The organism is Agrobacterium pusense, from assembly GCF_013285525.1.
In the GTDB taxonomy this organism is placed as follows: Bacteria; Pseudomonadota; Alphaproteobacteria; order Rhizobiales; family Rhizobiaceae; genus Agrobacterium; species Agrobacterium pusense.
On record NZ_CP053856.1, the window covers coordinates 1,890,432 to 1,914,679 of the forward strand.

The following is a 24,248-nucleotide window of genomic DNA, read 5'->3' on the forward strand; positions in this document are numbered from 1 at the left end:
GATAAACCGTTCCGCTGTCCGCAGGCCCGCGCGCAGGCGGGACCACGCGCGCAAGAGTGCTGTGCGCATGTTCGTCTCCGTTCAAAAATGTCAGAAGCTCAGTTGATGAATTGCGCTAAAAATGCTCTGATTTCCGAATAAAAACCAATGAAACCTTCGGCAATTGGCATAAAGAGAACTTATCCATGAAAATGTCACGCCAGTTCCCCCTGAATGCCCTGCGGGTGTTCGAAGCCGCCGCAAGACACATGAGCTTCACCAAGGCCGGCGAGGAATTGGGCATGACGCAGACGGCAGTCAGCTATCAGGTGAAACTGCTGGAGGAGAATATCGGAGAGCCGCTCTTCATAAGAACGGCGCGGCAAGTCTCGCTGACCGAGGCTGGAGAAAAATTAGCGCCGAAAGTTGCGGAAGCCTTTAATACCTTAAAGGAGGCTGTCGATAGCGTGCGCGACGCGCCCGATGCAACGCTGACAATCCACTCAACCGCCACCTTTGCGTCGCGCTGGCTTTCGCGGCATCTGGGCGCTTTCCAGCTTGAACATCCCTCAATCGCGGTGCGGCTTGATACATCGAGCTCACTGATCGATTTTTCCCAATCAGACTGCGATGTCGCCATTCGCTGGAGCAAAGATAACGGTAAAGGGCTGATCTACCATCAACTGCTGCGCGGCGTTTATACGCCGATGCTGCATCCAAGTCTTGCTGACAGCATCGGCGGATTGCACAAACCGGAAGATCTGCTGCGCCTGCGCATCATCGATCCCGGCGATATCTGGTGGAGCCAGTGGTTCAAGGAAGTCGGCGTCGAAAATCCGGGCCTCGACCGTTATCCCCGCAGCCGCCTCAATGTGCAGGCCTTCGAGGCCGCAGCGGCGATCGCCAGCCAGGGCGTCGCCATGCTCACCCCGGAACTCTATGCCGATGAGATTGCGCTCGGCCGCCTTTATCAACCCTTCGAGCATCTCAGCAGCGAGGGCAAGAACTATTGGCTGGTCTACCCTGAAAACCGCCGGAACATTCGCAAGATAAGGCTGTTCCGCGACTGGATTTTGAAGCGGATCGAGGAAAGCCGGCCGCAGCAGCAGCCTCAATACCCCATATCCGGCGCATAAAAGCACCGCGGCGTATCCTCATCCGGAAACAGACAGAGGTGGTACTCGCCGTCTTCGGATCGACGCGCCTGGCTCTGGGACCAGTTGAAAACGTGACGTCGCGTGACCATGCGGTGATCGCCGGGCGCAAGCGAGACCTCGTAACCATCAGACGTCACCCGAACGCTGCGTGTCGGGATCATCTGGCAGTCGCCGGTTTCGGCATCGCCGTTACAGCAGTAGCTTTCATATTTGAATCCCTTGTGGGATTCATGGGCAAGCGCGGTGGCGCTGAATGCAAAAAGCAAAAAAAGAACCGTCAGAACAAGGCGCATCGGCACGGTCTCCGTTGAGAACAACGGCGGCAGCCGGAAGATCATTGCGTCCCTTAATTTAAAATCTCATATCACTCACACCCGGACACAATGGCACCGGGAACTGCGACACCTGCCCCCTGATCTGCTCCGCCCAGGGTTCGCAGCGCCCGCTTTCGGAAAAACCGCCAGCGAAACATGTCATGGGATCCGCGCATCGACGCGAGAGTCCACAGCCTCATATTCTAGCACATCAGCAGGCTGCACACAGGATCATAGCTGAGTCGCCTTAGCCAGCTAAGCACAAACTCGACGACAGGATTGGCCGTTTCCAGCTTTCGAGGGCTTGATCGCCAAGCCGGAACGGACCGGCCCAGGATTGCAGACACAACCGCGTTGCATTGTGAACAATCTCTGCCCGGCCTCTGCTTTCCCCTTCCCTAAAGGCCAAATTTCTCGCAAGGTGCGCTGCACAAGGATCAGGGGAACCGCATGTACGAATACGCCATTGCGTGGGAATGGATGGCCTTTGCCGTCCGCTGGCTCCACGTCATCACCGCCATCGCCTGGATAGGCTCATCCTTTTATTTCATCGCGCTCGATCTCGGGCTGGTCAAGCGGCCGCATCTGCCGCCGGGGGCCTATGGCGAGGAATGGCAGGTGCATGGCGGCGGCTTTTACCACATCCAGAAATATCTGGTCGCCCCTGCCCAGATGCCCGAGCACCTGACATGGTTCAAATGGGAAAGCTACGTCACCTGGCTTTCCGGCTTCGCCATGCTCTGCATCGTTTATTATGGCGGGGCGGACCTGTTCCTCATCGACCATTCCGTGCTTGATCTCACTCAGTTCCAGGCCATCGCCCTGTCGCTGGCATCGCTCGCCATCGGCTGGCTATTTTATGATTTCCTCTGCAAATCGCCGCTCGGCAACAATACCTGGGGCCTGATGATCGTGCTTTATGTCGCGCTGGTGGCGATGGCCTGGGGTTACACGCAGGTCTTCACAGGTCGCGCCGCCTTCCTGCATCTGGGTGCGTTTACCGCCACCATCATGTCGGCGAACGTCTTTTTCATCATCATCCCCAACCAGAAGATCGTCGTCGCAGACCTGATCGCCGGGCGAACGCCGGACCCGAAATACGGCCGCATCGCCAAACAGCGCTCGCTGCACAACAACTACCTGACGCTGCCCGTCATCTTCTTCATGCTGTCGAACCATTATCCGCTGGCTTTTGCCACGCAGTTTAACTGGATCATCGCAGCGCTGGTGTTCCTGATGGGCGTCACCATCCGCCACTGGTTCAACACCACCCATGCCCGCAAGGGCAAGCCGACATGGACATGGCTTGCGACCGCCCTCATCTTCATCGTCATCATGTGGCTTTCCACCGTGCCGAAAGTGCTGACCGGCGAACAGGAAGAGAAGGCTGCCACCCTCTCACCCATGCAGCAGCAATTCGTCAGCGATGCCCATTTTACCAAGGCCCGTGACGTCGTTCAGGGTCGCTGTTCCATGTGCCATGCCGCCGAGCCGGCGTGGGACGGCGTGCCGTTCACGCCGAAATCGGTAAAGCTCGAAACCGACCAACAGATCGCCGCCCACGCGCGTGAAATCTATTTGCAAGCCGGGCGCAGCCATGCCATGCCTCCCGGCAACATCACCGCCATCACCCCGGATGAGCGCAAGGTGCTGACCGCATGGTATGAAAGTGCGGTTTCCGGGGCTGGAAAAGCCGAAGGAAAGACTGAATGAGCCTGGTTCTGCTGCGTGGCCGCCTGCTGAGCTTCCGCCGCGCGCCGCTCGCAATCGACGATACGCAAAGCTATCTCTATATTGAAGATGGCGGCCTGCTTCTCGAAGACGGCAAGATCGCCGCCATCGGCGAATACGCCGATATCCGTAAGACAGCACCCGAAGACGTCGAGGAAAAGGACCACCGCCCGCACCTTATCGTGCCCGGCCTCATCGACATGCACCTGCATTTCCCGCAAATGCAGGTCGTCGGCTCCTATGCCGCCAACCTGCTGGAATGGCTGAACACCTATACCTTCCCGGAGGAGTGCCGTTTCGTTGAAAGCGCGCATGCTCAACGCATCGCCACGCATTTCTACGATGAGCTTCTGCGCCACGGCACGACAACGGCCGCCGCCTATTGCTCCGTGCACAAAACCTCCGCCGACGCCTTCTTCGCGGAAGCGATGAAGCGCAACATGCTGGTGGTCGGCGGCAAGGTGATGATGGACCGCAACGCCCCGCAGGGCCTGCTGGACACACCGGAAACCTCCTATGACGAGACACGCCAGGTCGTCGCCGACTGGCACGGCAAGGGCCGCAACCACGTCGCCATCACCCCGCGCTTCGCCATCACTTCCACGCCGAAACAGATGGAAGCCGCACAGGCGCTGGCGCAGGAGTTTCCCGATCTCTTCATCCAGACGCATCTGTCTGAAAATCTGGACGAGATCAAATATACCTGCGAGCTTTACCCTGAAGCGACCGACTACACCGACATCTATGTGCGTTACGGCCTGATGGGCAGCAAAACCCTTCTCGGCCATGCCATTCATTTGTCCGATCGCGAGGCGGATGTGCTGTCGGAAACCGGCGCGGTGGCAGTGCATTGCCCCACATCGAACCTCTTCATCGGCTCCGGCCTCTTCCCGATGAAAAAGCTGCAAAGGCGCGAAAAGCCTGTTCGTATCGCCGTCGCCACCGATATCGGCGGCGGATCGAGCTATTCCATGCTGCGCACCATGGACGAGGCCTACAAAATCCAGCAATTGCTGGGCGAACGTCTCAACCCGCTGGAAAGCTGGTATCTGATGACCCGTGGTAATGCAGAAGCGCTCTCCATGGTCGACCGCATCGGCACGTTGGAGGCCGGCACGGATGCCGACATCACGGTGCTGAACGCCTCCTCGACGTCAGCCATGGCCCTGAAGATGGAAGTGGTGAAAAACCTCACCGAAGAACTGTTCCTGATGCTGACCATGGGCGACGACCGCACAGTGGTAGAGACCTATGTGGCCGGCCAGCCGATGAAGAGCGTGCTGGCATAGTTCGGCTGCGGCCGAAACATAAAGCTGCTAACTCGTTTACATCCGTCACATATTGGATCGAGCGTGTGCCGCCTCTTTCTTCTCCCCAGCGGGAGAAGGTGGCCCTAAGGGTCGGATGAGGGGGCAACGTTGCCGGATTTCGGAGAGCTTGCCCCCTCATCCCGCTGCCGCGACCTTCTCCCCGGCGGGGAGAAGAAACTAGCGGCACTCGCTCGCTCCACATGATTGCCTGACGCCATTTCGGCCGAATGCGAATGACCTCTGGAGTGCCCGGTGCCGAACCTAGACACAACCACCCTGCTGATGATCCTCACAACATTTATCGTTGCCGGCATCGTCAAGGGTGTGACCGGCATGGGGCTGCCGACTGTTGCGATGGGCGTGCTCGGCCTCTTCATGCCCCCGGTCATCGCCGCCGGCCTGCTCATCCTGCCCTCCTTCATCACCAATATCTGGCAATTGCTGGCCGGGCCTGATTTCCGGGCCATCGTGAAGCGGCTATGGCCGATGATGATCGCTATCACCCTCGGCACCCTCATCGGCATCCGGCTGATGACGGCGGGCACCGGCGTCTGGACCACCTCAGCGCTCGGCCTGTGCCTCGCGGTTTACGCAGCCTACAGCCTGCTTGCCAAACCGATCTCAATACCGGCAAGGCTGGAACCAAAACTCTCCCCCATCATGGGGCTGGTGACGGGCCTTCTCACCGGCGGCACCGGAATTTTCGTCGTACCCGCAGTGCCCTATATCCAATCGCTGGGTTTTAGCCGAGACGATCTGGTGCAGGCACTCGGCCTTTCCTTCACCATTTCCACCCTTGCACTTGCCGCCGGTCTCGCTTCTCAGAATGCTTTTCATGTCGAGCATCTGTCGCTTTCCGCACTCGCCGTCGTGCCAGCGCTTCTCGGCATGTGGCTTGGCCAGAAAATCCGCCATATCGTTAGCCCGGCGACATTTCGGCGCTGGTTCCTCATCTGCCTGCTCGTACTTGGCTGCGAACTGTCCCTGCGCGCTTTTTGGTGAAACACCAATGACGATTTCGATGTCGCAACCCTGCTATTCATGTTAAGTGAAGCCATCATTCAAATGTGAAGGCTTTATCCATGGGCAAAATCCTGACCATAGCTGACCTGAAAAACCAGGCGCAGCGCCGTGTGCCGAAAATGTTTTTTGACTATGCCGATAGCGGCGCATGGACGGAAAGCACCTACCGCGCCAATGAGGATGATTTTGCGAAGATAAAGCTGCGCCAGCGCGTGCTAGTGGATATGACCGACCGATCGCTCGCCACCGAAATGGTCGGCGAGAAGGTGTCCATGCCGGTAGCGCTTTCCCCTACGGGCCTTACGGGCATGCAGCATGCCGATGGCGAAATGCTGGCTGCCAAGGCGGCGGAGGAATTCGGCGTGCCTTTCACGCTCTCCACCATGAGCATCTGCTCCATCGAGGATGTCGCCTCCGTCACTTCAAAACCCTTCTGGTTCCAGCTTTATGTGATGAAGGACCGCGACTTCGTCAACAACCTCATTGACCGCGCCAAGGCCGCCGGGTGCTCGGCGCTGGTGCTGACGCTCGACCTGCAGATCCTTGGTCAGCGGCACAAGGATCTGCGCAACGGCCTCTCGGCCCCGCCGAAATTCACCCCGAAACACATCTGGCAGATGGCGACCCGGCCCAAATGGTGCCTGGACATGGCGCGGACCAAGCGCCGCAGCTTCGGTAACATCGTCGGCCACGCCAAGAACGTCTCCGACCTCTCGTCGCTCTCTTCCTGGACGGCCGAGCAGTTCGATCCGCGTTTGTCCTGGAAAGACGTTGAATGGATCAAGGAACGCTGGGGCGGCAAACTTATCCTCAAGGGCATTCTTGACGAGGAAGACGCCCGCGCTTCGCTCGATACCGGCGCCGATGCCATCATCGTCTCCAACCATGGCGGCCGCCAGCTCGACGGCGCGCACTCCTCCATCGCCATGTTGCCGAAAATCGTCGATGCTGTGGGCGACAGGGTCGAGGTGCACATGGATGGCGGCATCCGCTCCGGTCAGGATGTGCTGAAGGCCGTGGCGCTTGGCGCAAAGGGCACCTATATCGGCCGGCCCTTTCTCTATGGCCTCGGTGCGGATGGCAAGCAGGGCGTGACGACAGCGCTCGAGATCATCCGCAAGGAAATGGATGTCAGCATGGCGCTCTGCGGCAAGCGGCTGATTACCGATGTGGATCGCAGCATTCTGGCGTGATGTCAGAAGGGCAGAACTTCCGGCATGGCAACCACAGCTCGCGGACCTCTCTACGGTCATGCCGGACTAGATCCGGCATCCAGCCGCGGCGCGTCTGCGCCGCGAAAGAGTCTCTCGCGATCAAAGACTTGATCGCGCCGGATCCCGGCTCAAGCCCGGGATCACGGCGGTCGGTATAGCCTTCGCGCTACACCACCCAGCCCCTCAATGCCCGACCGTCTTCGAAAACACGTTCACGATCACCACGCCGGTGATGATGAAGCCGAGGCCGATGACGGCGGCAATATCCAGCGTCTGGCGGAACACGAAATATCCGATGCCGGAAATCAGCACGATGCCAAGCCCGCTCCAGATCGCGTAGGCCACGCCGACCGGCAGCGCCCGCAGCGTGAACGACAGAAGATAAAAGGCTGCACCGTAAAACAACGCCATCAGCACGGTCGGCACCAGCCTGGTGAACTGCTGCGATTGCTGCAGGAAGGAGGTGGCGATTACCTCGCAGACAATGGCTGCGACAAGCGCGCCATAAGTGAAGACCGCGGTATTCATCGTCACGTATCCTTCTTCGTCTGGGCGATCATCCGGGCCCTCAGAGCCGCCCTGTCGCCACCCGCTTTGCCGTCGTCGGCCAGCAGATCGGCAAACCAGATGCCGTCGGCAGCCAGCCGCACCATCTCCAGTACCACCCCGTCATCCGTTTCTTTATGACGGACAAGACGACCCTCGATCCAGCTGTTCCACATGCGTCGAAGCGACGGTTCGCCGACCATCGAAACGGAGATCGCTGCCCATTGCCGACCCGAATCCCTGCCCCGATCAGAGAAAACCGCGTTTACATAGGCCCGCGTAAAGCTTCCAGAAGCTTCACGATCCTGTGAGATGAGAGCATCGATCTCGTTGTCCAGCGCCGCCAGAAGGTCAGTCATAACGGCTTCGAGCAGCACCTGCTTGGAAGGAAAATGGTGAAACAGCCCGCCCTTGGTCACTCCCGCCGCATCCGCCACCGCCTGCACGGAAAGTGCTGCAACCCCTTGTTCAGCAGCAAGTTTCGCCGCGCAATCGAGTAGATTGCGGCGCACCACCTCAGGCTGCTTCTTGCGTTCATGAGCGTTTGTCATGTCGCAAAACATACCGGATGGTTGGTTTCTTTTCAAGGAAATTGTGAGGGCAGCTGTCGGGTTGAAATTCATACTTAATTAAGCATGAAAGCGATCTCTAAAGTTTTAGCGGTTTTGTTGCCGGAAAGTGTCAGTAAAACTTTGCCCAGCGCGGCGATCAAACAAAAGGGGTGAACTATGTCGGGAATGATCAAACGGGGAATGGCGGGTGCCTGGATTTTTGCACTCGCCTTCTTTTGCGCGATCCTCTCGCTCCATGCGTCGCCGGCGCAGGCGGGCTATGCCCATTTCATCATGGACGCCAATACCGGCAAGGTTCTGGCCGCCCGCAATGCCGATGTGCTGAACCACCCCGCCTCGCTCACCAAGATGATGACGCTTTACCTGACCTTTGAGGCGCTGCATGCCGGCAAACTTCGCTGGGACCAGAAGATAACGATGTCCAAAAATGGGGCATCGGTCATTCCCTCGAAGCTCTATGTGCGTCAGGGCCAGACCTTCACCGTGCGCGAAGCCATCTACGGCATGATCGTCAAATCCGCCAATGACATGGCCGAAGGTATGGGCGATCACCTCGGCGGCTCCGAGGCACGGTTCGCCGAAATGATGACCCGCAAGGCCCGCCAGCTCGGCATGACCAAAACGGTCTTCCGCAACGCGTCCGGCCTGCCCAACAAGTCTCAGGTGACGACGGCACGCGACATGGCGAAGCTCGGTCTTGCCTTGCAACGGGATTTTCCCAAAGAATACAGCCTCTTCGCCACGCAATCCTTCAATTTTCGTGGAAAGCGCATCCGCGGCCACAACAATCTGATGTATCGTTATCAAGGGATGGACGGCATCAAGACCGGCTATACCAACGCCTCCGGCTTCAATCTCGTCAGTGCAGTCAATCACAATGGCCGCCGCGTCGTCGGCGTCGTGCTGGGTGGCAAGACCGCGCGCAGCCGCGATGCCCAGATGGCTGCACTTCTCGACAAGGCCGTGCCGCAGGCATCGAGAGGCCGCAACACCGAACAGCTCGTCGCCAGTGCCAATGTCAGCCGCACCTTCGATGTTGCCGCCGCCGTGCCGCCGGCTGCCGTGCCGCTGCCGATGTTCGCCGAGCGCCGGGCAGATCCGGTTGCCATGCAGATTGCCACCGCAAACGCCGATGTGGCGGACATGATGCAGGTCTCGGCCATCCCGCGGCCTGCTCCCGCCGCGGCCTCTGCCGGCCAGCGCAGCCGGTGGGAAGTGCAGATCGCCGCCACCGACAGCGAAGCCGCCGCCCGCTCGCTGCTCGCCAATGCGCGCTCCAATATCGGCAACTATTCCGGCATCGCCCCCTACACCGAAGCCGTGCAGAGCGGATCGGCGACGCTCTACAGAGCCCGCTTCACCGGCTTCGAAGATCAGTCCTCGGCAGTCTCGGCCTGCAAGGCGCTGAAGGCACGCTCTTATGCATGTGTGGTGATGACCAGCGAGGGGTGATCCCTAGCGCTTCAGCCAGCCGTTTTCCAACGCATCGGCCAGATAAGGAATACCGTTGACCCGAGCCATTTCGGACATGGCCAGGTTGTCGTAACGGATATTGCGGAAATAGACCTGCCAGCCGCGTGCGGTTTCTTCGAGAACCGCATAGGTGGCGAGCGGGTGACCGGCTTCAACGTGGTGATCGAAAGGCGTATCGTCCCTCCACCCAGGACAGCCGACGCTGCCCGGATTGACGATCAGCCGGCCATCTGAAAGCTGCACGGCGCGTGGGATATGGGTATGGCCGCAAAGCATCAGCGGCTGCGTGATACCCTCAGCCATGGCTTCGATTTCGGCCAGAGGGCGCAATTTAAGGACACCTTCAGGCGACAGCGTTTCCAGCCAATATTCCAGATCGTCACGGGGCGAACCATGACAACAATAAGCGACGTCCTTGAACACCATGCTGAACGGAAGAGTTTGCAACCAGTCCCGGTGCGCAGTGCTCAGCTGCGCATGCGCGGGCCTTTCCCAGCTCCCCATCTCCTCCGGCGCACGCTCGATCAGTTCCCGGTCGTGATTGCCGCGGATGCTGGGAATCCAGTTGCCGACCAGCACATCGCCGGTAAAACCGGCCTCCAGCGGACCGCTGAAACAATCGCCGAGATTGACAATGTCCTCGATACCGAGCCTGGCGATATCCTCAAGCACCGCCTCCAGCGCGGCGCAGTTTCCGTGAATATCGGCAATGGCGGCAAAGATCATCGGTGTCAGCTTCCTCGATAGGTGGAATAGCTATAAGGCGAGAGCAGCAAGGGCACATGGTAATGACCGCTCTCGTCGGCAATGCCGAAACGGATCGGGATAATATCGAGGAAGGCCGGCTTCGGAAGCACGACACCCTTTCCTCGCAGATAATCGCCGGCATGGAAAACCAGCTCATACTCACCGGCCCTGAAACTGTCGCCAACGAGCAGCGGCCCGCCATCGACACGGCCGTCGCCATTTGTCTGCACCGTCTTCAGCTTGTCACGGCGATCACCGGAGAGCCGGTAGAGATCGATCACCAGCCCCTCGGCAGGCGTGCCGTGCGCGGCGTCGAGAACATGGGTTGTCAGACCGGTCATAGGCTGGGCTCCGCGATTACATAGGGCCTGTCGAAAAAATACTCTTCCAGATTGTTGCCCGGCCCGTCACGGTCGGCAACCAGAAAATCCGAAACCGCCTGCAACGGCATCAGCGGATAGTGCCAGACATTGCGGCGGTAATTCACGCCCTGATCGCCCCGCGCCAGAAACACCCGAGGCCGCCCCGGTCGGCCGCCATCGTCTTCGGCAACGACCACGAGGAAGGGCCGGCCGGAAAGCGGCGAAAAACTCTGGCTGCCGAGCGGATGCCGCTCCATCATCTCGATTTCATGCGGAAAGGCGCGCGGCTGCCCGCGGAAGATATTGAGGATCACACGTGCCCCCTCGCCTGCCGCCTCCGGCGCTGCGAGCGCATGATGCCGCTCCGTCTGGCCGCCGTTGATGTACCGCATGGAAGAAGGTGTTGTTTCGATCACGTCGCCGAAGGACGCAAACGCCTCCTTGGTAAGAGGTTGTATGTTGAGAAAATCAGTCAAATGTCATTCACCTTGGGCATGCCAGTTTCGGAGAAGGGAGAGGCGCGCCTGCAAATCCGGAATACTCTGCGTTATCGTTTTCCAGACGACCGAGAGCTCTGCCCGGAAGTAATCATGCACGATCAGATTGCGCATACCCTTCATCTTGATCCAGGGGATTTCCGGGTGCTGCTGTAAAAACGCTGGGTAGTGCCTGTCGAGCTTGGCGACCGCCTCGCCAATCAGGGCAAGACCCATCATCACCGCCATCTGCGTACGCGTGTCGGAAGAAAAAGCGGCCTCATCCATATCCTGAATGAAATCCCGTATCCTGGCAGCAGCAACATCCATCTCCTTCAGATAGAGCAGAAGCCGATCTGTACTCATACCGCTTTGGCTTCCTTCAGAACGCGCGCCCGAATATCCGAATGCAAGCCGCCCGAGGTGACGACATCGACCTCGACACCAAGCATCGTCTTCAGTTCTTCCAGCAGACCGCCGAGATCAAACAGCGTCGTACCCGGCAGCGCGTCCACCAGAATGTCGAGATCGCTGTCCGGCCTGTCCTCGCCGCGGGCGACGGAGCCGAACACGCGGGGATTTGCCGCATTGAAGCGTTTCGTCGCTTCGCGGATCGCTTCCCTGTTCTTTTCCAGCACCTCGGAAGGTCTCATCGTCATCTCCAAACGGCGCGACTCTAGCAGAATGGCCGCAACGCGCCAATCATCCCTCCGGCAGCATTGCGTAAAGACGAAGCCAGGCGATCTTTTCAACCTGCGCCGTGGCGGTCGCGAATTCTTCGGCCGCGCCGTTACCTATGCGTGTCTCGAAGGCCGAGAGTATATCGTGCCTGTTCAGCCCCTTGACCGCGATGATGAAAGGAAAACCGAATTTATCGGTATAGGTGCTGTTCAATTCGGTAAAACGGGCGTGCTCTTCCGGGGTAAGCCTGTCGAGCCCGGCACCGGCCTGTTCGTTGCGGCTGTCTGCCGTCAACTCGCCGGCAATTGCCAGCTTCCCGGCAAGATCGGGATGCGCCCGCAACACTCCAAGCCTTTCCGCCTCGGAAGCCGCGCGAAACTGCGCGCTAAGCGCGGCATGAACCGCCTTCGCCGTCAGTTCCAGGCCGGCCCCACCAGCGTCATAGGCCCGCTCGGCAATGAATGGCGAATGTTCGAACACGCCGCCGAAACGGGTAACGAAGTCCTCACGCGTCAGCATCAAAGCGCCTCCGGCTTGTGATGCTCATGCCAGTGACGGGCGATCTCGATGCGCTGCGGGATCCACACCTTTTCGTGGCCAAGCACATATTCGATGAAGCGGCGAAGTGCCGCTGCGCGACCGGGACGGCCGACAAGGCGACAATGCAGGCCGACACTCATCATCTTCGGCGCACCTTCGACACCTTCCTGATAAAGCACGTCGAAAGCGTCCTTCAGATAGGTGAAGAACTGGTCGCCGGAATTGAAGCCCTGCGGCGTGGCAAACCGCATGTCGTTGGTCTCAAGCGTGTAGGGAATGATCAGGAAAGGCTCATCCTTCACACCCTTCACCCAATAGGGCAGATCGTCGGCATAGGAGTCCGACGAATAGAGAAAACCACCCTCTTCCATGACAAGCCGCAGCGTATTGTCCGAGGGCTTGCCCTGATACATGCCATAGGGACGTTCGCCGGTGACCTCCGTGTGCAGACGGACCGCTTCGACGATGTGCTTACGCTCTTCCTCCTCGGAAAAATCCTTGTATTCCAGCCAGCGGTATCCGTGGCTGGCGATTTCCCAACCCGCTTCCTTCATCGCCGCAACCGCTTCCGGGTTGCGGGCCATGGCTGCGGTCACGCCGTAAACGGTGGTGGTGACGCCAAGCCCGGTGAACATGCGCCACAGCCGCCAGAAGCCGGCGCGCGAGCCATATTCATAGATCGATTCCATGTTCAGGTTGCGCTGGCCAGGCCAGGGCTGGGCGCCGACGATTTCCGACAGCAGCGATTCCGACGCCTTGTCATTGTCGAGAATGCAACTTTCGCCGCCCTCTTCGTAATTGATGACGAATTGCACGGCAATGCGCGCACCGCCCGGCCATTTCGGATCGGGAACATTGCGGCCATAGCCCACCAGATTGCGGGAGTAGTTTTCGGAAATCATTCAGCCACCCAGACCATCTCTCCCAATCGGCAACCGATTTCGGAGACATAAACAGAACTTCGAAGATGCCTGATCCAGACGGATGACGCAGCGCGCTTCGAATATGCGATGTCGAACGGTAGCATTCGCATACGGAATGTCGAGATCAATTTTGCCGACATTCCGAAGCTTTTTTGTATACGATTATGATGGTGCGCCAGTCAGGCAATCTTCCGGGCGGAAACGCGGCCCATGGGATGAAGCGAGTGCACCCGGAAAGGCGCTCCCGGCTCATCCTCGATGAAGAGCGCAAGGCTGGAAAATTGCAGGGACCGCGACAGCAGCGGCTCGAACACCTTGCGCACTGCCCGCTCGATCCTCTGGCTGCTGGCGGGTTCCACACCGCCGGTCAAAGACATCTGGAACCGGAACTCGTCCATCACATGCGGGCTGCCCCAGCGGTGCAGATTGGTGAGCTGCGAGGCCGACAGCCGGTCCGGATCCGCACGCTCGATCTCCGCCTCTGTCAGAGGCGCCCGGTAACGGTCGAATTCCTGCACGACGCGGGCCGCGAAAAAATGCAGCACTTCACAGGGCCGTTCGGGGACGAGGCTGAAGACATTGTCATGCCTCGCCACCACAAGTTGCGGCAACGGAAAGGGTTCCTGCCTGCCGGAAAAATACATCAGGTCGCGCAGGAGCGCCGCTTCGGACTGACCTTCGGCAAGGCGGAAAGGAGCCTTGATGGTGCCATGGAAACCATACCGGCGCGGCAGGGCCGTGTGATAGGAAATCTCCTGCATGCCAAGATCGATCATACCGGGCGGCTCAACCGCCTGACCGGAATAGGCATCGCGCCCCAGCCACGCAGCGGCCACCTGCGTCAGGGGGTCATTGGGGGAAGGCGTGAAATGAATGGCGTATCGCATGCGCTGTCACCTCGCCGCAAAAGCGGACAAACCTGCCTCGTTGCAGGCCAGCAAATAAGTGATTTGCGTGACAGATTAACGACGTAAGCGGTCTGGTCAGAACTTTCCGATGCCCGCCATGGCTATGTTCACGTGTTCTTGAAGCTGGAAACTCCGCGGCACGTCCGGTGCCTTTCCGCAGACGGCCTGTAGCGCGGCATCGGCAAGAGAATGGGCAAGACCGAAGCTCACCTTGAAGCCGCCCGTCAATGCCACAAGCTTCGGGTGACCGGCAACCGTTCCCACCATGGGGTCTCTGCCCGCAGCCTTCGGCCGCAGCCCGGCCCAGCGTTCGAGAACCGGCGCCCCGCCAAGGCAGGGGACAATCGCAGCCGCATCCGCAAGCAGTTTTTCCAGCTTCTCATCCGTATCGAAGGGGTCGGAAAAACAATCTTCGCTGGTACTGCCGATGGCGACCGTTCCGTCTTCATGCGGCACGATGTAAAGACCGTTCAGGAACACCACGGGCATGGCCGGATCGACCGCCGCGTCGAGCAGCGCCGCCTGCCCCTTCACCGGCTGCCCGAGCACCAGCCCGGTGTCGAGACCCAGTGCGTCCCGGATCAGCGGAAAGGATCGATGTCCGTTGGCGATCACGGCGTGTCCGAACACGACCTCGTCACCCGAAGACAGCGCCGCCCGGCCTGTCTCCGCGTCAAGCGAAAGGACGCGGCAACCCTTGATCAACCGCACATGCCGCGCCTTGCCGAGAAATGCCGAAAGAAGCGCAATCATTGCACGCGGAGCCACCCGCGCCGCCAGCGTATCGAACACGAAACCCGCTGCGCCAGCCGCGTCATCCACCCAGCCCGCAACCGCTGGGCTGTCACCGACATGCCAATGGAACCGGCGCTCACCCGAGACCCAGTTCTCCTGCGCATCCCTTTCATGCCGCTCGGCGATGGGACGCAGATGCGGCTTCGGCAATGGGATGATCCGGCCAGAGCGGCGATAACCGGCGGAAAGCCCGGTCTCCGCCTCCAGCCCGGCGATCTCTTTTTCCAGCGCCACGAGGGCGGCGAACTGGAACTGCTTCTTGTCCGACCAGCGGTCCGGCATATGAGACATCAGCGCGCCGAGCAGCCCGCCACTCGCGCCGCCACCGGGATGATCCGCCTCCACCAGCAACGTATCGATGCCGAGCCGTTCCGCCTTAACCGCAGCCCATAGACCCATGATACCACCCCCGACGATGAGGAGAGGGACGGAAGCAGGCAAAGGCGTTCTTGGTGATTGACCCTGTTCGAAAGCGGGATTATCGGCTTTAGCCATGAAAGATTCCAACGACACTATCAGAGAGACTGACGCACAGGCCGGTTCGGCAACCGGCGAAACCCACACTGCACTCGACTGGCGTGACGGGGATATGCCCTATTCGCTGGCTTTTGACGACCATTTTTATTGCCAGACGGATGGCAGACTGGAATGTGGCCACGTCTTCCTGTCAGGAAACGGCCTGCCGCAACGCTGGCGGGAACGCGAAGGCGTCTTCCGCATCGGGGAACTGGGCTTCGGCACCGCGCTCAATCTGTGCGAGACATGGCGCCAATGGAAAGAGGTCCGCAACGGCCGCTCCACGTTGCATTTCATCTCCTTCGAACTCTACCCGATGAAGGCGGACGAGATCGGCCGGGCACTTTCCCGCTGGCCGGAGGTGGACGCCGAACGCAGGGCGCTCACCGCCCTCTGGCCCGCCGAACCGAAGGGGAAGGTAGAGATTGAACTCGATGGTGAAACACGCCTGACGGTGGTCTGCGGCGAGGCGCTCACCGGTATTTCCAACAGTCACGAAACCTTCGATGCCTGGTTCCTGGATGGTTTCGCACCTGCGCGCAACCCGGACATGTGGTCGCTCGAGATCATGCACGCACTGTTCGCCAGGACGGCGCCGGCAGGCACCTTCGCCACCTATGCCGCCGCAGGCTTCGTCCGCCGCAATCTCATCGCCGCCGGTTTTGATGTGGAACGACGCAAGGGTTTCGCAGGAAAACGGGAAATGCTCTGCGGCACCAGGCCCCCGGTTTGACCAAAACGACATCAGCGACCGGTTGCGTCATCAGATACCAGGCGCGGAATATCTTCACCCAGCCACTGGGCGATCTTGTCTTCGAGAATTTCGGGGCTGATGGGCTTCGACAGATAATCGTCCATGCCTGCCTGCAGGCATAGATCGCGGTCAGCATCCTGCGTATGGGCCGTCACGCCAATGATCGGCACATGCCGGCCTTCGGCGGCCGCAAGTTCGGCCGTCCGGATCGCCTGCGTTGCCTGATGCCCGTTCATGACAGGCATGGAGACATCCATGAGGATGATCGCGGGATTATATTCCTCCCACGCCTGAACGGCCTTTTTCCCATTGCCGACGATCAGGAACCGCAGACCCGTCTGCTGCAAAATCTGCGTGAAAACAATCTGGTTGACGTCATTGTCCTCGGCCACCAGCACATCGATCAGGCTGGGCCGCAGCCGGACGGAAACTGTCGGCACCTCTGCCCGCCGCTTCTTTTCTGAAGCAGGACCTTCCGGCCGGGACGAACCGCCGTCCGAGGCACCTGCGAAAGCTTCCGGCCGCGCGCGTTTCAGCCGCACGTCGCGCACCACGTCGAACAGGGTGGAACGCAACAGCCGCGCCCGCGCGGGCTTCATCAGATGGGCCTGCACGTTGAGATCGGTAAAGAGCGTCTCGTCACCCACGACATCCATGGACGTGAGGAAAATGATGGCGATGTCATCGAAACGGCGATCCGCCCTGATCCGCTCCACCACGTCCAGGCCGTTCATGACAGGCATGTGATAATCGAGAATGATGGCGTCGATCGAAAGACCCACCGCTGCGGCTTCCTGCAGCACGGCGATGCCCGTGGGCCCACCCTCGACGGCATGGCCGTCTATGCCCCAGCTTTGCAGCTGCTCCGTCAGGATGCGCCGGTTGACATCGTTGTCATCGATGACGAGCACCCGGATATTTTCGATCGCCACCGAAAGAGGTGGGACATCCCTCCGCCTTTCGGTCATCTGAAACGGGATGTTGACCTCGAAACTCGACCCCTTGCCCACTTCGCTGACGACATCGATCTTGCCATTGAACAGTCCGACAAGGCCGACGGTGATCGCCAGGCCGAGCCCGGTTCCTTCGTGACGGCGCGTGGCGGAACTATCGACCTGGCTGAACTTGTCGAAGATCGTCTCCAGCTTGTCGGAGGGAATACCGATCCCGCTGTCTTCGACACGCAGCGACAGGATAGCCTCCGAAGCTTCCGCTGACTGCGCAGAAAGTTCCACCAGCACATGGCCGGTTTCGGTGAACTTGACGGCATTCCCGACGAGGTTTGTAACAATCTGGCGGAAGCGTCCGGCGTCACCGATGACCTTGCCGAAAACCGACGGGTCGATCCGCACCACCAGCTCTATGTTCTTCTCCAGCGCCGCCGAGGACAGGAGCGAAACCACATCCTCAACGGCTTCCGCCGGATCGAAAGATACGCTGCGCAGTTTCATCTGCCCGGCTTCGATCTTGGAGAAATCGAGGATGTCGTTGATGATCGTCAGAAGCGCATTGCCTGACTTGACGATGATGTCGGTGAAAGTCTTCTGGCGCGTATCGAGGTTGGATTTGGCCAGAAGCTCCGCCATGCCAAGCACGCCGTTCATCGGCGTGCGGATTTCATGGCTCATATTGGCCAGAAATTCCGATTTGGCGCGGTCCGCCGCTTCCGCCCGCGAAAGCAGACGTTGCAATTCGCCTTCGCGCATCTTCATCTCGGTCACGTCGGTGACGATCACGAGCCAGTAATTGCCGGAACTGTTGGTGGCTTCCAGGTTGAGCCAGCTCTTGCCGGCGACATGGATTAGCCAGGAGAACGGTCGGTTGGCGGCAATGTTGTCTTTCCAGGCATTGAGCATCGCGGCCGCTTCCTCGGCCGTGCCGAAATCTCCGCGCGCGGCACAATGGGCGAAGAAGCCGGACCAGTCGCGATCCTTTTCCAGCAGCTCGGGCGGCACGTCGAACATCCGCGCCATCGCCTCGTTGGACATGATGATCGTGCCCTGCTCCACCAGCACCAGGCCCTGCGCCATGGCGCGCGTCGCGCCCTGCATATATTCGCCGACGCGCTCCAGCTCGGCCTTCGCCTTGCTGATTTCGGCGTCGCGCATTCGCACATCCGTCACATCGGCATAGGTGCTGAGGATTTTCCCGCCTTCGAGGCGCGTTTTGGAGATGACGGTCACCTTGCCGCTTTTGCTGCGCACCTCGCGAGGGGCAAAGGCCCCATCCTTCAGGAGCCGCTGCGCCCGCTCGCTATAGACCTCTTCGAAAGGCCGATCGCCATAATCATAAAGGCCGCTATCGAAATTCATCCTCATGAATTCGCGATAGTCTTTGCCCACAAGTGATTTCTCGCCGCCGATTTCGCCCCAGACCTGGTAGAAGAACGGATTGACATATTCGATGACGAGATCGGCGCTGAGAAGCAGCACCCCCACGGGCAGCGCGTGAAGCACCGCCTCGAGTTGGCGATGCAGCGCCTCGGCTTCGGCCTGTGTGGCGATCAGCGCCTTTTCCCGCTCCTGCAGGAGGCTGACATCGGTGACGGAGCCCACGAGGTAATATTCGTCATCCGGTGTCGCAACGCGGCCGAGCCGCGTGATGACGGGAATGGCTCGTCCGTTGCGCTGAGGCATGTTTCCCGTGCGTTCGAGCGCCTCCCCGGTCTGCAAGATCCGTTCGTTTTCCTGTTGGAACTGGGAGCCATTCTGCGGGAACATTTCGGCTTCGGTCTTGCCGATATAGTCGGCGAGATTGCCGCCGAGAAATGCGTCATAGGCGGCATTGGCATAGGTCAGCCGCCTGTCCTGATCCCTCAGGAAAACCCCCACAGGCAATTGTTCGAGGGCAGCGCGCAGCAACCAGGTCTCGCGGATCTGGGCGCTGAGAAGGGTCTCGTGCGCCTTGAACTCGGTCACATCGATGCGCAGGCCAACCAGCATGCCGTTTTCCAGCCGCTTGTTGACCATGCGCACCCAGCGGCCATCGGCGAACTGCTCCACCCTTTCGAGATAGGGCAGTGAAAAATCGCGCAACTGCTCCCGCATCCAGCCTTCGAACGCAGGGTCGTCTTCTTTGACGCGACGATATCCGCTCGAAAAATAGAGCGCCTCCATCAGCGCCTCGAGCCGGATGCCCGGCTTCAGCTCGACGCCAAAACCGCTATAGAACTCCGCGAAACGGGCATTGCAATAAACCAGCCGGTTTTCCGGATCGTAGACGACGATGCCGGCATCGATGAAATCCATGAGGCCGCTGCTGAACAGCAGGTCCGACGCCCCGCCGATATCCGCCGTCCCCGTCAGAACGCCCAACGGCATGTCTTCCACCGTTTCGAACAGGAACAGGCTGCCGTCATCATCGGTGAAGCGCTCGCAGCGAAGCGTGTATGGCAGGGAGGAAACCGAGGCATGGCAGGCGATCATCTCGTCCGTCGCAAAAACGAGTGAACGGCGCTCCCTGTCCTCCCGCTCCGCATCACGGATATCAGCCGAGAGGGAAAGGCTGGTGTGGCCTTCGAACGCCCTGAGGGGACGCCCCATCAACCGTGCGTAGGCGGCGTTGACCACGAGATAGCGCAGCTCGCTGTCCTTGATGCACGCGGGCAGGTTCAGGGCGGCAACAGCCCTGCAAGCCTTTTCCAGCAACCCGCTGCCCTCGGTCAATCGATACTCCACAGCGTGCAGTTTCACTTTTGTCGAATCAAATATTTCTAGATGACTTCGCAAAAACGTTATGTGAGAAAATCTGTTTTTGCTATGCGCCCTGCCCGGCAATACACTTTTTTAACCATAATTATTCGCTGCGATCCAGCTCTTCGGCCAGCTGGCGGCGGCGTTCCGCATGGCTGCCATGCGCCGTCCGGCAGCCATGTCATGAAACTATCGCTTGACTTTGGCGAGTAAAACGCCCACATGCCGTTCAAGCTTTCACCTTCGGCAGCCGCGTGAGCTGCAGCGTATGTTGAGAAGACTTGGTCCGAGAGAGACTTGGCCCGCATGAAGGAAAAGCGCAGAGAATACAGAAGACGGCATGTGCCGCACTGATGCGCAGAAAGTTATTCCAACCCACAAGTTCCCAATTCACGCGGGGTTCTTGACGCCGAAACCGCCGGACAGCAGCCCTGTTCCGGACGATTGGTTTTTGGCGCCCCGAAAGGCATTATATTGACCAGTTTTAGCGAACTCGGCCTCTCCGAAAAGATTGTTGCCAGCGTTACCCAGCTTGGCTACACGACCCCGACCCCCATTCAGGCAAAAGCCATTCCGCTGCTGCTCGAAGGCCGCGACCTGATCGGCCTCGCACAGACCGGAACCGGCAAGACCGCCGCTTTCGGCCTGCCGATCATCGAAATGCTGATGAAGCAGGCGGACCGCCCGGCAAACCGCACCTGCCGCACGCTCATCCTTGCCCCGACCCGCGAGCTGGTGAACCAGATCGGCGAAAACCTGCGCGCTTTCGTGAAGAAGACGCCGCTGCGCATCAACCAGGTGGTTGGCGGCGCATCGATCAACAAGCAGCAGCTCCAGCTCGAAAAGGGCACGGACATTCTGGTGGCAACCCCCGGCCGCCTGCTTGACCTCATCGCCCGCAACGCCATCTCGCTCTCCAAGGTCACCTATCTGGTGCTGGACGAAGCGGACCAGATGCTCGACCTCGGCTTCATCCACGATCTGCGCAAGATCTCGAAGATGGTGCCCGCCAAGCGCCAGACGCTGCTCTTCTCCGCCACCATGCCGAAGGCGATCGCCGATCTTGCCCACAGCTACCTGACCGATCCGCTGAAGGTCGAAGTGACCCCGCCCGGCAAGGCAGCCGACAAGGTGGAGCAATATGTCCACTTTGTTGCCGGCAAGAACGACAAGACCGAGCTTCTGAAGAAGTCGCTCAACGAGAACCCGGATGGCCGCGCCATCGTGTTCCTGCGCACAAAGCACGGTGCGGAGAAGCTCTACAAGCATCTCGAACATATCGGCTTCAAGGTCGCCTCCATCCACGGCAACAAGAGCCAGGGCCAGCGCGAGCGCGCCCTGAAGGGCTTCAAGGACGGCGAGATCAAGGTTCTGGTCGCAACCGACGTCGCGGCCCGCGGCATCGATATCCCGGCCGTGACGCACGTCTTCAACTATGACCTGCCGGAAGTACCGGACGCTTATGTCCACCGCATCGGCCGTACCGCCCGTGCCGGCCGCGACGGCATCGCCATTGCTTTCTGCGCACCGGACGAAACCCGCCTGTTGCACGACATCGAAAAGCTGATGAAGATCGATATTCCGGTTGCCTCTGGTGAACGCCCGGCCGGTCTTGCCAGCCCGACGCGCCCCAACAACAACCGCGGCGGACGCAATAACAATGGCGGCCAGCAGCGCGGCCCGCGCGAAGGCGGACGCCACAACGGCGAATCCCGCCCGTCTCGCCACCACGCGCCGCGCGATGCGGACAATGATCTTGAAGTCACCTCAGACTTCAAGCGCGTGAAGCAGGCCGAAGGCGACGCAGGCCGCCCGGCTGGCCCGCGCAAGCATCGTCGTCCGGCCCGCAAGCCCGGCGGCAGCGGCGCCAACCGCCACGCCCCTGCCGGCGGCAACGGCCAGGAAAAACGCGCTTCCGGTAACGGCCATCGCGGCCGCAACCGTTAAGGCGCTCTGAATGGATTGGGGACGCCGCAGCATTGCCGGGCGTTTCTTCTCCCCGCCGGGAAGAAGGTGGCCCGAAGGGTCGGATGAGGGGGTAAAGTTGCCGTATCTCATCACCCTTGCCCCCTCATCCCGCTGCCGCGACCTTCTCCCCGGCGGGGAGAAGAAACAAGCGGCACGCGCTCGCCAATAATCAAGCCCCGCAGCCACACCCGGTAGCGGGGCTTTTCTTCGCCTTCAGCTACCCTGCGCGACCGGACGACGCCGTGACGGCAGGGTCATCGCCAGCACGCCCGCAATGACGCAGACGAGCCCACCCCACATGGCGGGCGTCGGCATTTCCCCCAGAAACGCCATGCCGATGGCGACCCCGACCGGCACCCTGAGATAGGCCTGCGAGGTGGTACCGACCGAACCGAGTGTCTGCATCAGCCGGAAATAGATCATGAAGGCGAGCGCGGTCGAAAACACACTGAGGCACAACAGCGCTGCCAGTGATGCCGCCGAAGGCGACAAGGTCCAGGGTCGGTCGACAATCAGGCTCACGGGCAGCAGCAGGACAGCACCGCAGATAAGCGAGCCGGCGGCCGGCATGATCGGATCGAGCCCTTTGAAATTTTTACTGAAAATGGCCGCGCAGGCATAAGAAAATGCCGCTGTCAGCACGGCGAGCTGGCTCCATATCGCCTCGCCCGCCCCATCAAGTGCCTCCATGCCGATAATGAGGCAAACGCCCGTCATGCCGGCAATCGTGCCGAACAGCTTGCGCCCGCTGACTGCCTCATGCCGGATCACGAGCGCCGTGAGAAGAAAGGTAAAGATCGGCGTCGTGGCATTGAGAATGACGGCGAGGCCGGCATCGATGCTCTGTTCGGCCCAGGCGATCAGCGTGAAGGGGAGAACGCTGTTGATACAGGCCTGAATGAAGAACAGCCGCCATGTCGCTAAATCCGTGGGCAAACGCAACCCGCGCAGCCGGATCACCGCGAAGAGCAGCAGACCGGCGATCATCGTGCGCGATGCGATGAAGGTAAGGGGCGGAATGGTCTCCACCCCGATCTTGATGAAAGTGTAGGATGCGGCCCACAGCGTGGACAACAGGGCCAGAAGCAGCAATTCGCGGGCGATGGGGTTCTCAGAGGTCACGGATCGATTTCCAACTGCATTGAGGGTGACCCGTTCTTAACCGGAAAACAGGCGCCTATGCTTCGGCCGCGGCCGAAGTATCGACCCTGCTCTAAAAAGAAGCCCCCGCGCGGCGTTGGCCACGCGGGGTTTCGGCAAAACAAATCGATGTCCGGTCAGGCAGATCAGGCCCGGCGCTCATCCACCGAGAAAGCGCCCGGACCGGCCACGAACAGATAGAGGAAGATGAAGCAGAACAGGATGGCGGCATCACCCCCGTTGAGTGCCGGGAAGAAGCTCTTCGGCCCATGCGCGATGAAATAGGCAACCGCCATCTGGCCGGACAGGATGAATGCGACCGGACGCGTGAAAAGGCCGATCAGCACGAGAATGCCGCCGACGAATTCCAGAATCGCCGCCACCAGCAGCATCGTCGGCAGGGAGCCTTCCATCTGCGATGCCGGAAAACCGAACAGCTTCTGCGTTCCATGCGAAGTGAAAAGCAGCGCCGTCATGATGCGCAGCGCCCCGAGTGCCTGTGGGCGATAGCGGGAGAGAGAATCGAAAATTGCCATGTTGATGTGTCCCCGTTGAAGTGGTGAAGCGCCGATAAGAGCGCGATGGCACGTTTATGGATACACCTCCGAAATAGCGGAAATCACGTTTCCGATATTGCAGAACTACCTAAAATACTCAAAACGCCATTTTCTACAAATAGTTGATTTCACCATAGAAAATTGACTTTCTTACAGAAAAATCAACTCAGGGCTTCAGACATTTTTTCGATCGCAACAGGCGGAAAAACCGTCCCGCCTCACGCCTGCAGCACCACCACCTTCGAACCGACAGGCACGCGGCTATAGAGGTCGATGATGTCGTGGTTCAGCATGCGGATGCAGCCGCTCGACATGGCGTGGCCGATGGACTGCGGCTGGTTGGTGCCATGCAGGCGGAACATGGTGTCGTTGCCGCCGCGATAAAGATAGAGCGCGCGGGCGCCAAGCGGATTGTTCGGGCCGCCGGGCATGCCGGCTGCGAATTTCAGATTGCGCGGATCGCGGCGCATCATGTTCGCGGTTGGTGTCCAGGATGGCCATTCCGCCTTGCGACCGATATAGGCGTCACCCTTCAGGGCAAGACCCTGGCGGCCTACACCGACGCCGTAGCGCATTGCGCGACCGTCGCCGAGAACATAATAAAGCCGCCGCGCCGGCGTATCCACAACCACCGTTCCAGCCGGATGGCGCGTATCATAGGCCACCTCCTGCCGGCGCAGTTCGGGCTTCACCTTATCGAGATGCATGGCGGGAAGCGGGAATTTTTCCTCCGGCTTCGCCGCGTAATCCAGCCTGTGCTGGCCGATGCCGGTGTTTGCGCAGCCAGCCAGAAACAGCGGCAATCCAAACAGAACACCACGACGTGAAATAGACATGTAACCCCCGCCAAATCATGTGATTAACGAGAGG

Annotated in this window: 24 protein-coding genes; 8 read left to right on the forward strand and 16 right to left on the reverse strand. The window is 59.9% G+C overall.

The window, feature by feature from the left end; translation table 11 throughout:
- Window positions 1-185: 185 nt before the first annotated feature.
- Window positions 186-1,115: a LysR substrate-binding domain-containing protein gene (locus tag HQN82_RS09260; RefSeq protein WP_173614790.1), complete on the forward strand. Its 930-nt coding sequence runs from the start codon at window positions 186-188 to the stop codon at window positions 1,113-1,115.
- Here HQN82_RS09260 and HQN82_RS09265 read toward each other — a convergent pair.
- A complete protein-coding gene (locus HQN82_RS09265; protein WP_006699610.1) occupies window positions 1,091-1,429 on the reverse strand; it encodes a hypothetical protein in 339 nt (112 codons plus the stop codon). The genes HQN82_RS09260 and HQN82_RS09265 overlap by 25 nt on opposite strands.
- A 471-nt stretch (window positions 1,430-1,900) precedes the next feature.
- Between HQN82_RS09265 and puuD the strand changes: the two genes are divergently transcribed.
- The 4 genes from puuD to HQN82_RS09285 all read left to right on the forward strand — a co-directional run bounded on the left by puuD (window position 1,901) and on the right by HQN82_RS09285 (window position 6,707).
- Window positions 1,901-3,163 (forward strand): urate hydroxylase PuuD, encoded by a 1,263-nt coding sequence (gene puuD, locus HQN82_RS09270; protein WP_173614791.1) that lies wholly within the window; start codon window positions 1,901-1,903, stop codon window positions 3,161-3,163.
- Window positions 3,160-4,470, forward strand: a complete 1,311-nt coding sequence (gene guaD, locus HQN82_RS09275; RefSeq protein ID WP_173614792.1) for a guanine deaminase — start codon at window positions 3,160-3,162, stop codon at window positions 4,468-4,470. The genes puuD and guaD overlap by 4 nt, the downstream gene beginning before the upstream one ends.
- Before the next feature lie 303 nt (window positions 4,471-4,773).
- Window positions 4,774-5,493, forward strand: coding sequence for a sulfite exporter TauE/SafE family protein (locus HQN82_RS09280; RefSeq protein WP_173615009.1), 720 nt, complete (start codon window positions 4,774-4,776; stop codon window positions 5,491-5,493).
- A gap of 80 nt (window positions 5,494-5,573) precedes the next feature.
- Window positions 5,574-6,707, forward strand: a complete 1,134-nt coding sequence (locus tag HQN82_RS09285; RefSeq protein ID WP_004443103.1) for an alpha-hydroxy acid oxidase — start codon at window positions 5,574-5,576, stop codon at window positions 6,705-6,707.
- 204 nt (window positions 6,708-6,911) lie between these two features.
- Here HQN82_RS09285 and HQN82_RS09290 read toward each other — a convergent pair whose 3' ends face one another.
- Window positions 6,912-7,256 carry a DMT family transporter gene (locus tag HQN82_RS09290; RefSeq protein WP_004443106.1) on the reverse strand — a complete coding sequence of 115 codons (345 nt, stop codon included), beginning with the start codon at window positions 7,254-7,256 and terminating at the stop codon, window positions 6,912-6,914.
- 2 nt (window positions 7,257-7,258) lie between these two features.
- Complete coding sequence (locus HQN82_RS09295) at window positions 7,259-7,837, reverse strand: TetR/AcrR family transcriptional regulator (RefSeq protein ID WP_173614793.1); 579 nt, start codon at window positions 7,835-7,837, stop codon at window positions 7,259-7,261.
- Between the two features lie 189 nt (window positions 7,838-8,026).
- Between HQN82_RS09295 and HQN82_RS09300 the strand changes: the two genes are divergently transcribed.
- A complete protein-coding gene (locus tag HQN82_RS09300) occupies window positions 8,027-9,298 on the forward strand; it encodes a D-alanyl-D-alanine carboxypeptidase (RefSeq protein WP_173615010.1) in 1,272 nt (423 codons plus the stop codon).
- A gap of 3 nt (window positions 9,299-9,301) precedes the next feature.
- Here HQN82_RS09300 and HQN82_RS09305 read toward each other — a convergent pair whose 3' ends face one another.
- The 9 genes from HQN82_RS09305 to HQN82_RS09345 form a co-directional block, all read right to left on the reverse strand.
- Window positions 9,302-10,045 carry a metallophosphoesterase family protein gene (locus tag HQN82_RS09305; protein WP_006699602.1) on the reverse strand — a complete coding sequence of 248 codons (744 nt, stop codon included), beginning with the start codon at window positions 10,043-10,045 and terminating at the stop codon, window positions 9,302-9,304.
- Between the two features lie 5 nt (window positions 10,046-10,050).
- A complete protein-coding gene (gene uraH / locus HQN82_RS09310) occupies window positions 10,051-10,407 on the reverse strand; it encodes a hydroxyisourate hydrolase (protein ID WP_037089711.1) in 357 nt (118 codons plus the stop codon).
- The gene (locus HQN82_RS09315; protein WP_004443111.1) at window positions 10,404-10,904 is read right to left on the reverse strand and encodes an ureidoglycolate lyase; all 501 of its coding nucleotides are present in this window, start codon (window positions 10,902-10,904) and stop codon (window positions 10,404-10,406) included. Before HQN82_RS09315 ends, uraH begins: the two co-directional genes overlap by 4 nt.
- Before the next feature lie 3 nt (window positions 10,905-10,907).
- Complete coding sequence (locus HQN82_RS09320) at window positions 10,908-11,270, reverse strand: HepT-like ribonuclease domain-containing protein (RefSeq protein ID WP_004443112.1); 363 nt, start codon at window positions 11,268-11,270, stop codon at window positions 10,908-10,910.
- Window positions 11,267-11,557: a nucleotidyltransferase family protein gene (locus HQN82_RS09325; protein WP_004443113.1), complete on the reverse strand. Its 291-nt coding sequence runs from the start codon at window positions 11,555-11,557 to the stop codon at window positions 11,267-11,269. The genes HQN82_RS09320 and HQN82_RS09325 overlap by 4 nt, the downstream gene beginning before the upstream one ends.
- A gap of 49 nt (window positions 11,558-11,606) precedes the next feature.
- Window positions 11,607-12,104: a 2-oxo-4-hydroxy-4-carboxy-5-ureidoimidazoline decarboxylase gene (gene uraD, locus HQN82_RS09330; RefSeq protein WP_112766638.1), complete on the reverse strand. Its 498-nt coding sequence runs from the start codon at window positions 12,102-12,104 to the stop codon at window positions 11,607-11,609.
- Window positions 12,104-13,027, reverse strand: a complete 924-nt coding sequence (gene puuE, locus HQN82_RS09335) for an allantoinase PuuE (protein ID WP_072494737.1) — start codon at window positions 13,025-13,027, stop codon at window positions 12,104-12,106. The genes uraD and puuE overlap by 1 nt, the downstream gene beginning before the upstream one ends.
- A gap of 200 nt (window positions 13,028-13,227) precedes the next feature.
- Entirely contained in the window at window positions 13,228-13,935 is a 708-nt protein-coding gene (locus HQN82_RS09340) for a DUF1045 domain-containing protein (protein WP_004443119.1), read from the reverse strand.
- A gap of 96 nt (window positions 13,936-14,031) precedes the next feature.
- Window positions 14,032-15,246, reverse strand: a complete 1,215-nt coding sequence (locus HQN82_RS09345; RefSeq protein ID WP_173614794.1) for an NAD(P)/FAD-dependent oxidoreductase — start codon at window positions 15,244-15,246, stop codon at window positions 14,032-14,034.
- Between HQN82_RS09345 and mnmC2 the strand changes: the two genes are divergently transcribed.
- Window positions 15,245-16,000 (forward strand): tRNA (5-methylaminomethyl-2-thiouridine)(34)-methyltransferase MnmC2, encoded by a 756-nt coding sequence (gene mnmC2 / locus HQN82_RS09350; protein ID WP_112766639.1) that lies wholly within the window; start codon window positions 15,245-15,247, stop codon window positions 15,998-16,000. The two genes, HQN82_RS09345 and mnmC2, sit on opposite strands and share 2 nt — an antisense overlap.
- Window positions 16,001-16,011: 11 nt before the next feature.
- Here mnmC2 and HQN82_RS09355 read toward each other — a convergent pair whose 3' ends face one another.
- Window positions 16,012-19,686 (reverse strand): response regulator, encoded by a 3,675-nt coding sequence (locus HQN82_RS09355; RefSeq protein ID WP_162699408.1) that lies wholly within the window; start codon window positions 19,684-19,686, stop codon window positions 16,012-16,014.
- Between the two features lie 501 nt (window positions 19,687-20,187).
- Here HQN82_RS09355 and HQN82_RS09360 point away from each other — a divergent pair.
- Window positions 20,188-21,660, forward strand: a complete 1,473-nt coding sequence (locus tag HQN82_RS09360; RefSeq protein WP_004443127.1) for a DEAD/DEAH box helicase — start codon at window positions 20,188-20,190, stop codon at window positions 21,658-21,660.
- 234 nt (window positions 21,661-21,894) lie between these two features.
- Here the strand turns inward: HQN82_RS09360 and HQN82_RS09365 are convergent, their stop codons facing one another.
- The 3 genes from HQN82_RS09365 to HQN82_RS09375 all read right to left on the reverse strand — a co-directional run bounded on the left by HQN82_RS09365 (window position 21,895) and on the right by HQN82_RS09375 (window position 24,214).
- Entirely contained in the window at window positions 21,895-22,803 is a 909-nt protein-coding gene (locus HQN82_RS09365) for a DMT family transporter (RefSeq protein WP_112556943.1), read from the reverse strand.
- A 164-nt stretch (window positions 22,804-22,967) separates the two neighbouring features.
- Window positions 22,968-23,357 (reverse strand): DoxX family protein, encoded by a 390-nt coding sequence (locus HQN82_RS09370; protein WP_173614795.1) that lies wholly within the window; start codon window positions 23,355-23,357, stop codon window positions 22,968-22,970.
- Between the two features lie 239 nt (window positions 23,358-23,596).
- The gene (locus HQN82_RS09375; protein ID WP_004443131.1) at window positions 23,597-24,214 is read right to left on the reverse strand and encodes a L,D-transpeptidase; all 618 of its coding nucleotides are present in this window, start codon (window positions 24,212-24,214) and stop codon (window positions 23,597-23,599) included.
- Between the last annotated feature and the right edge of the window lie 34 nt (window positions 24,215-24,248).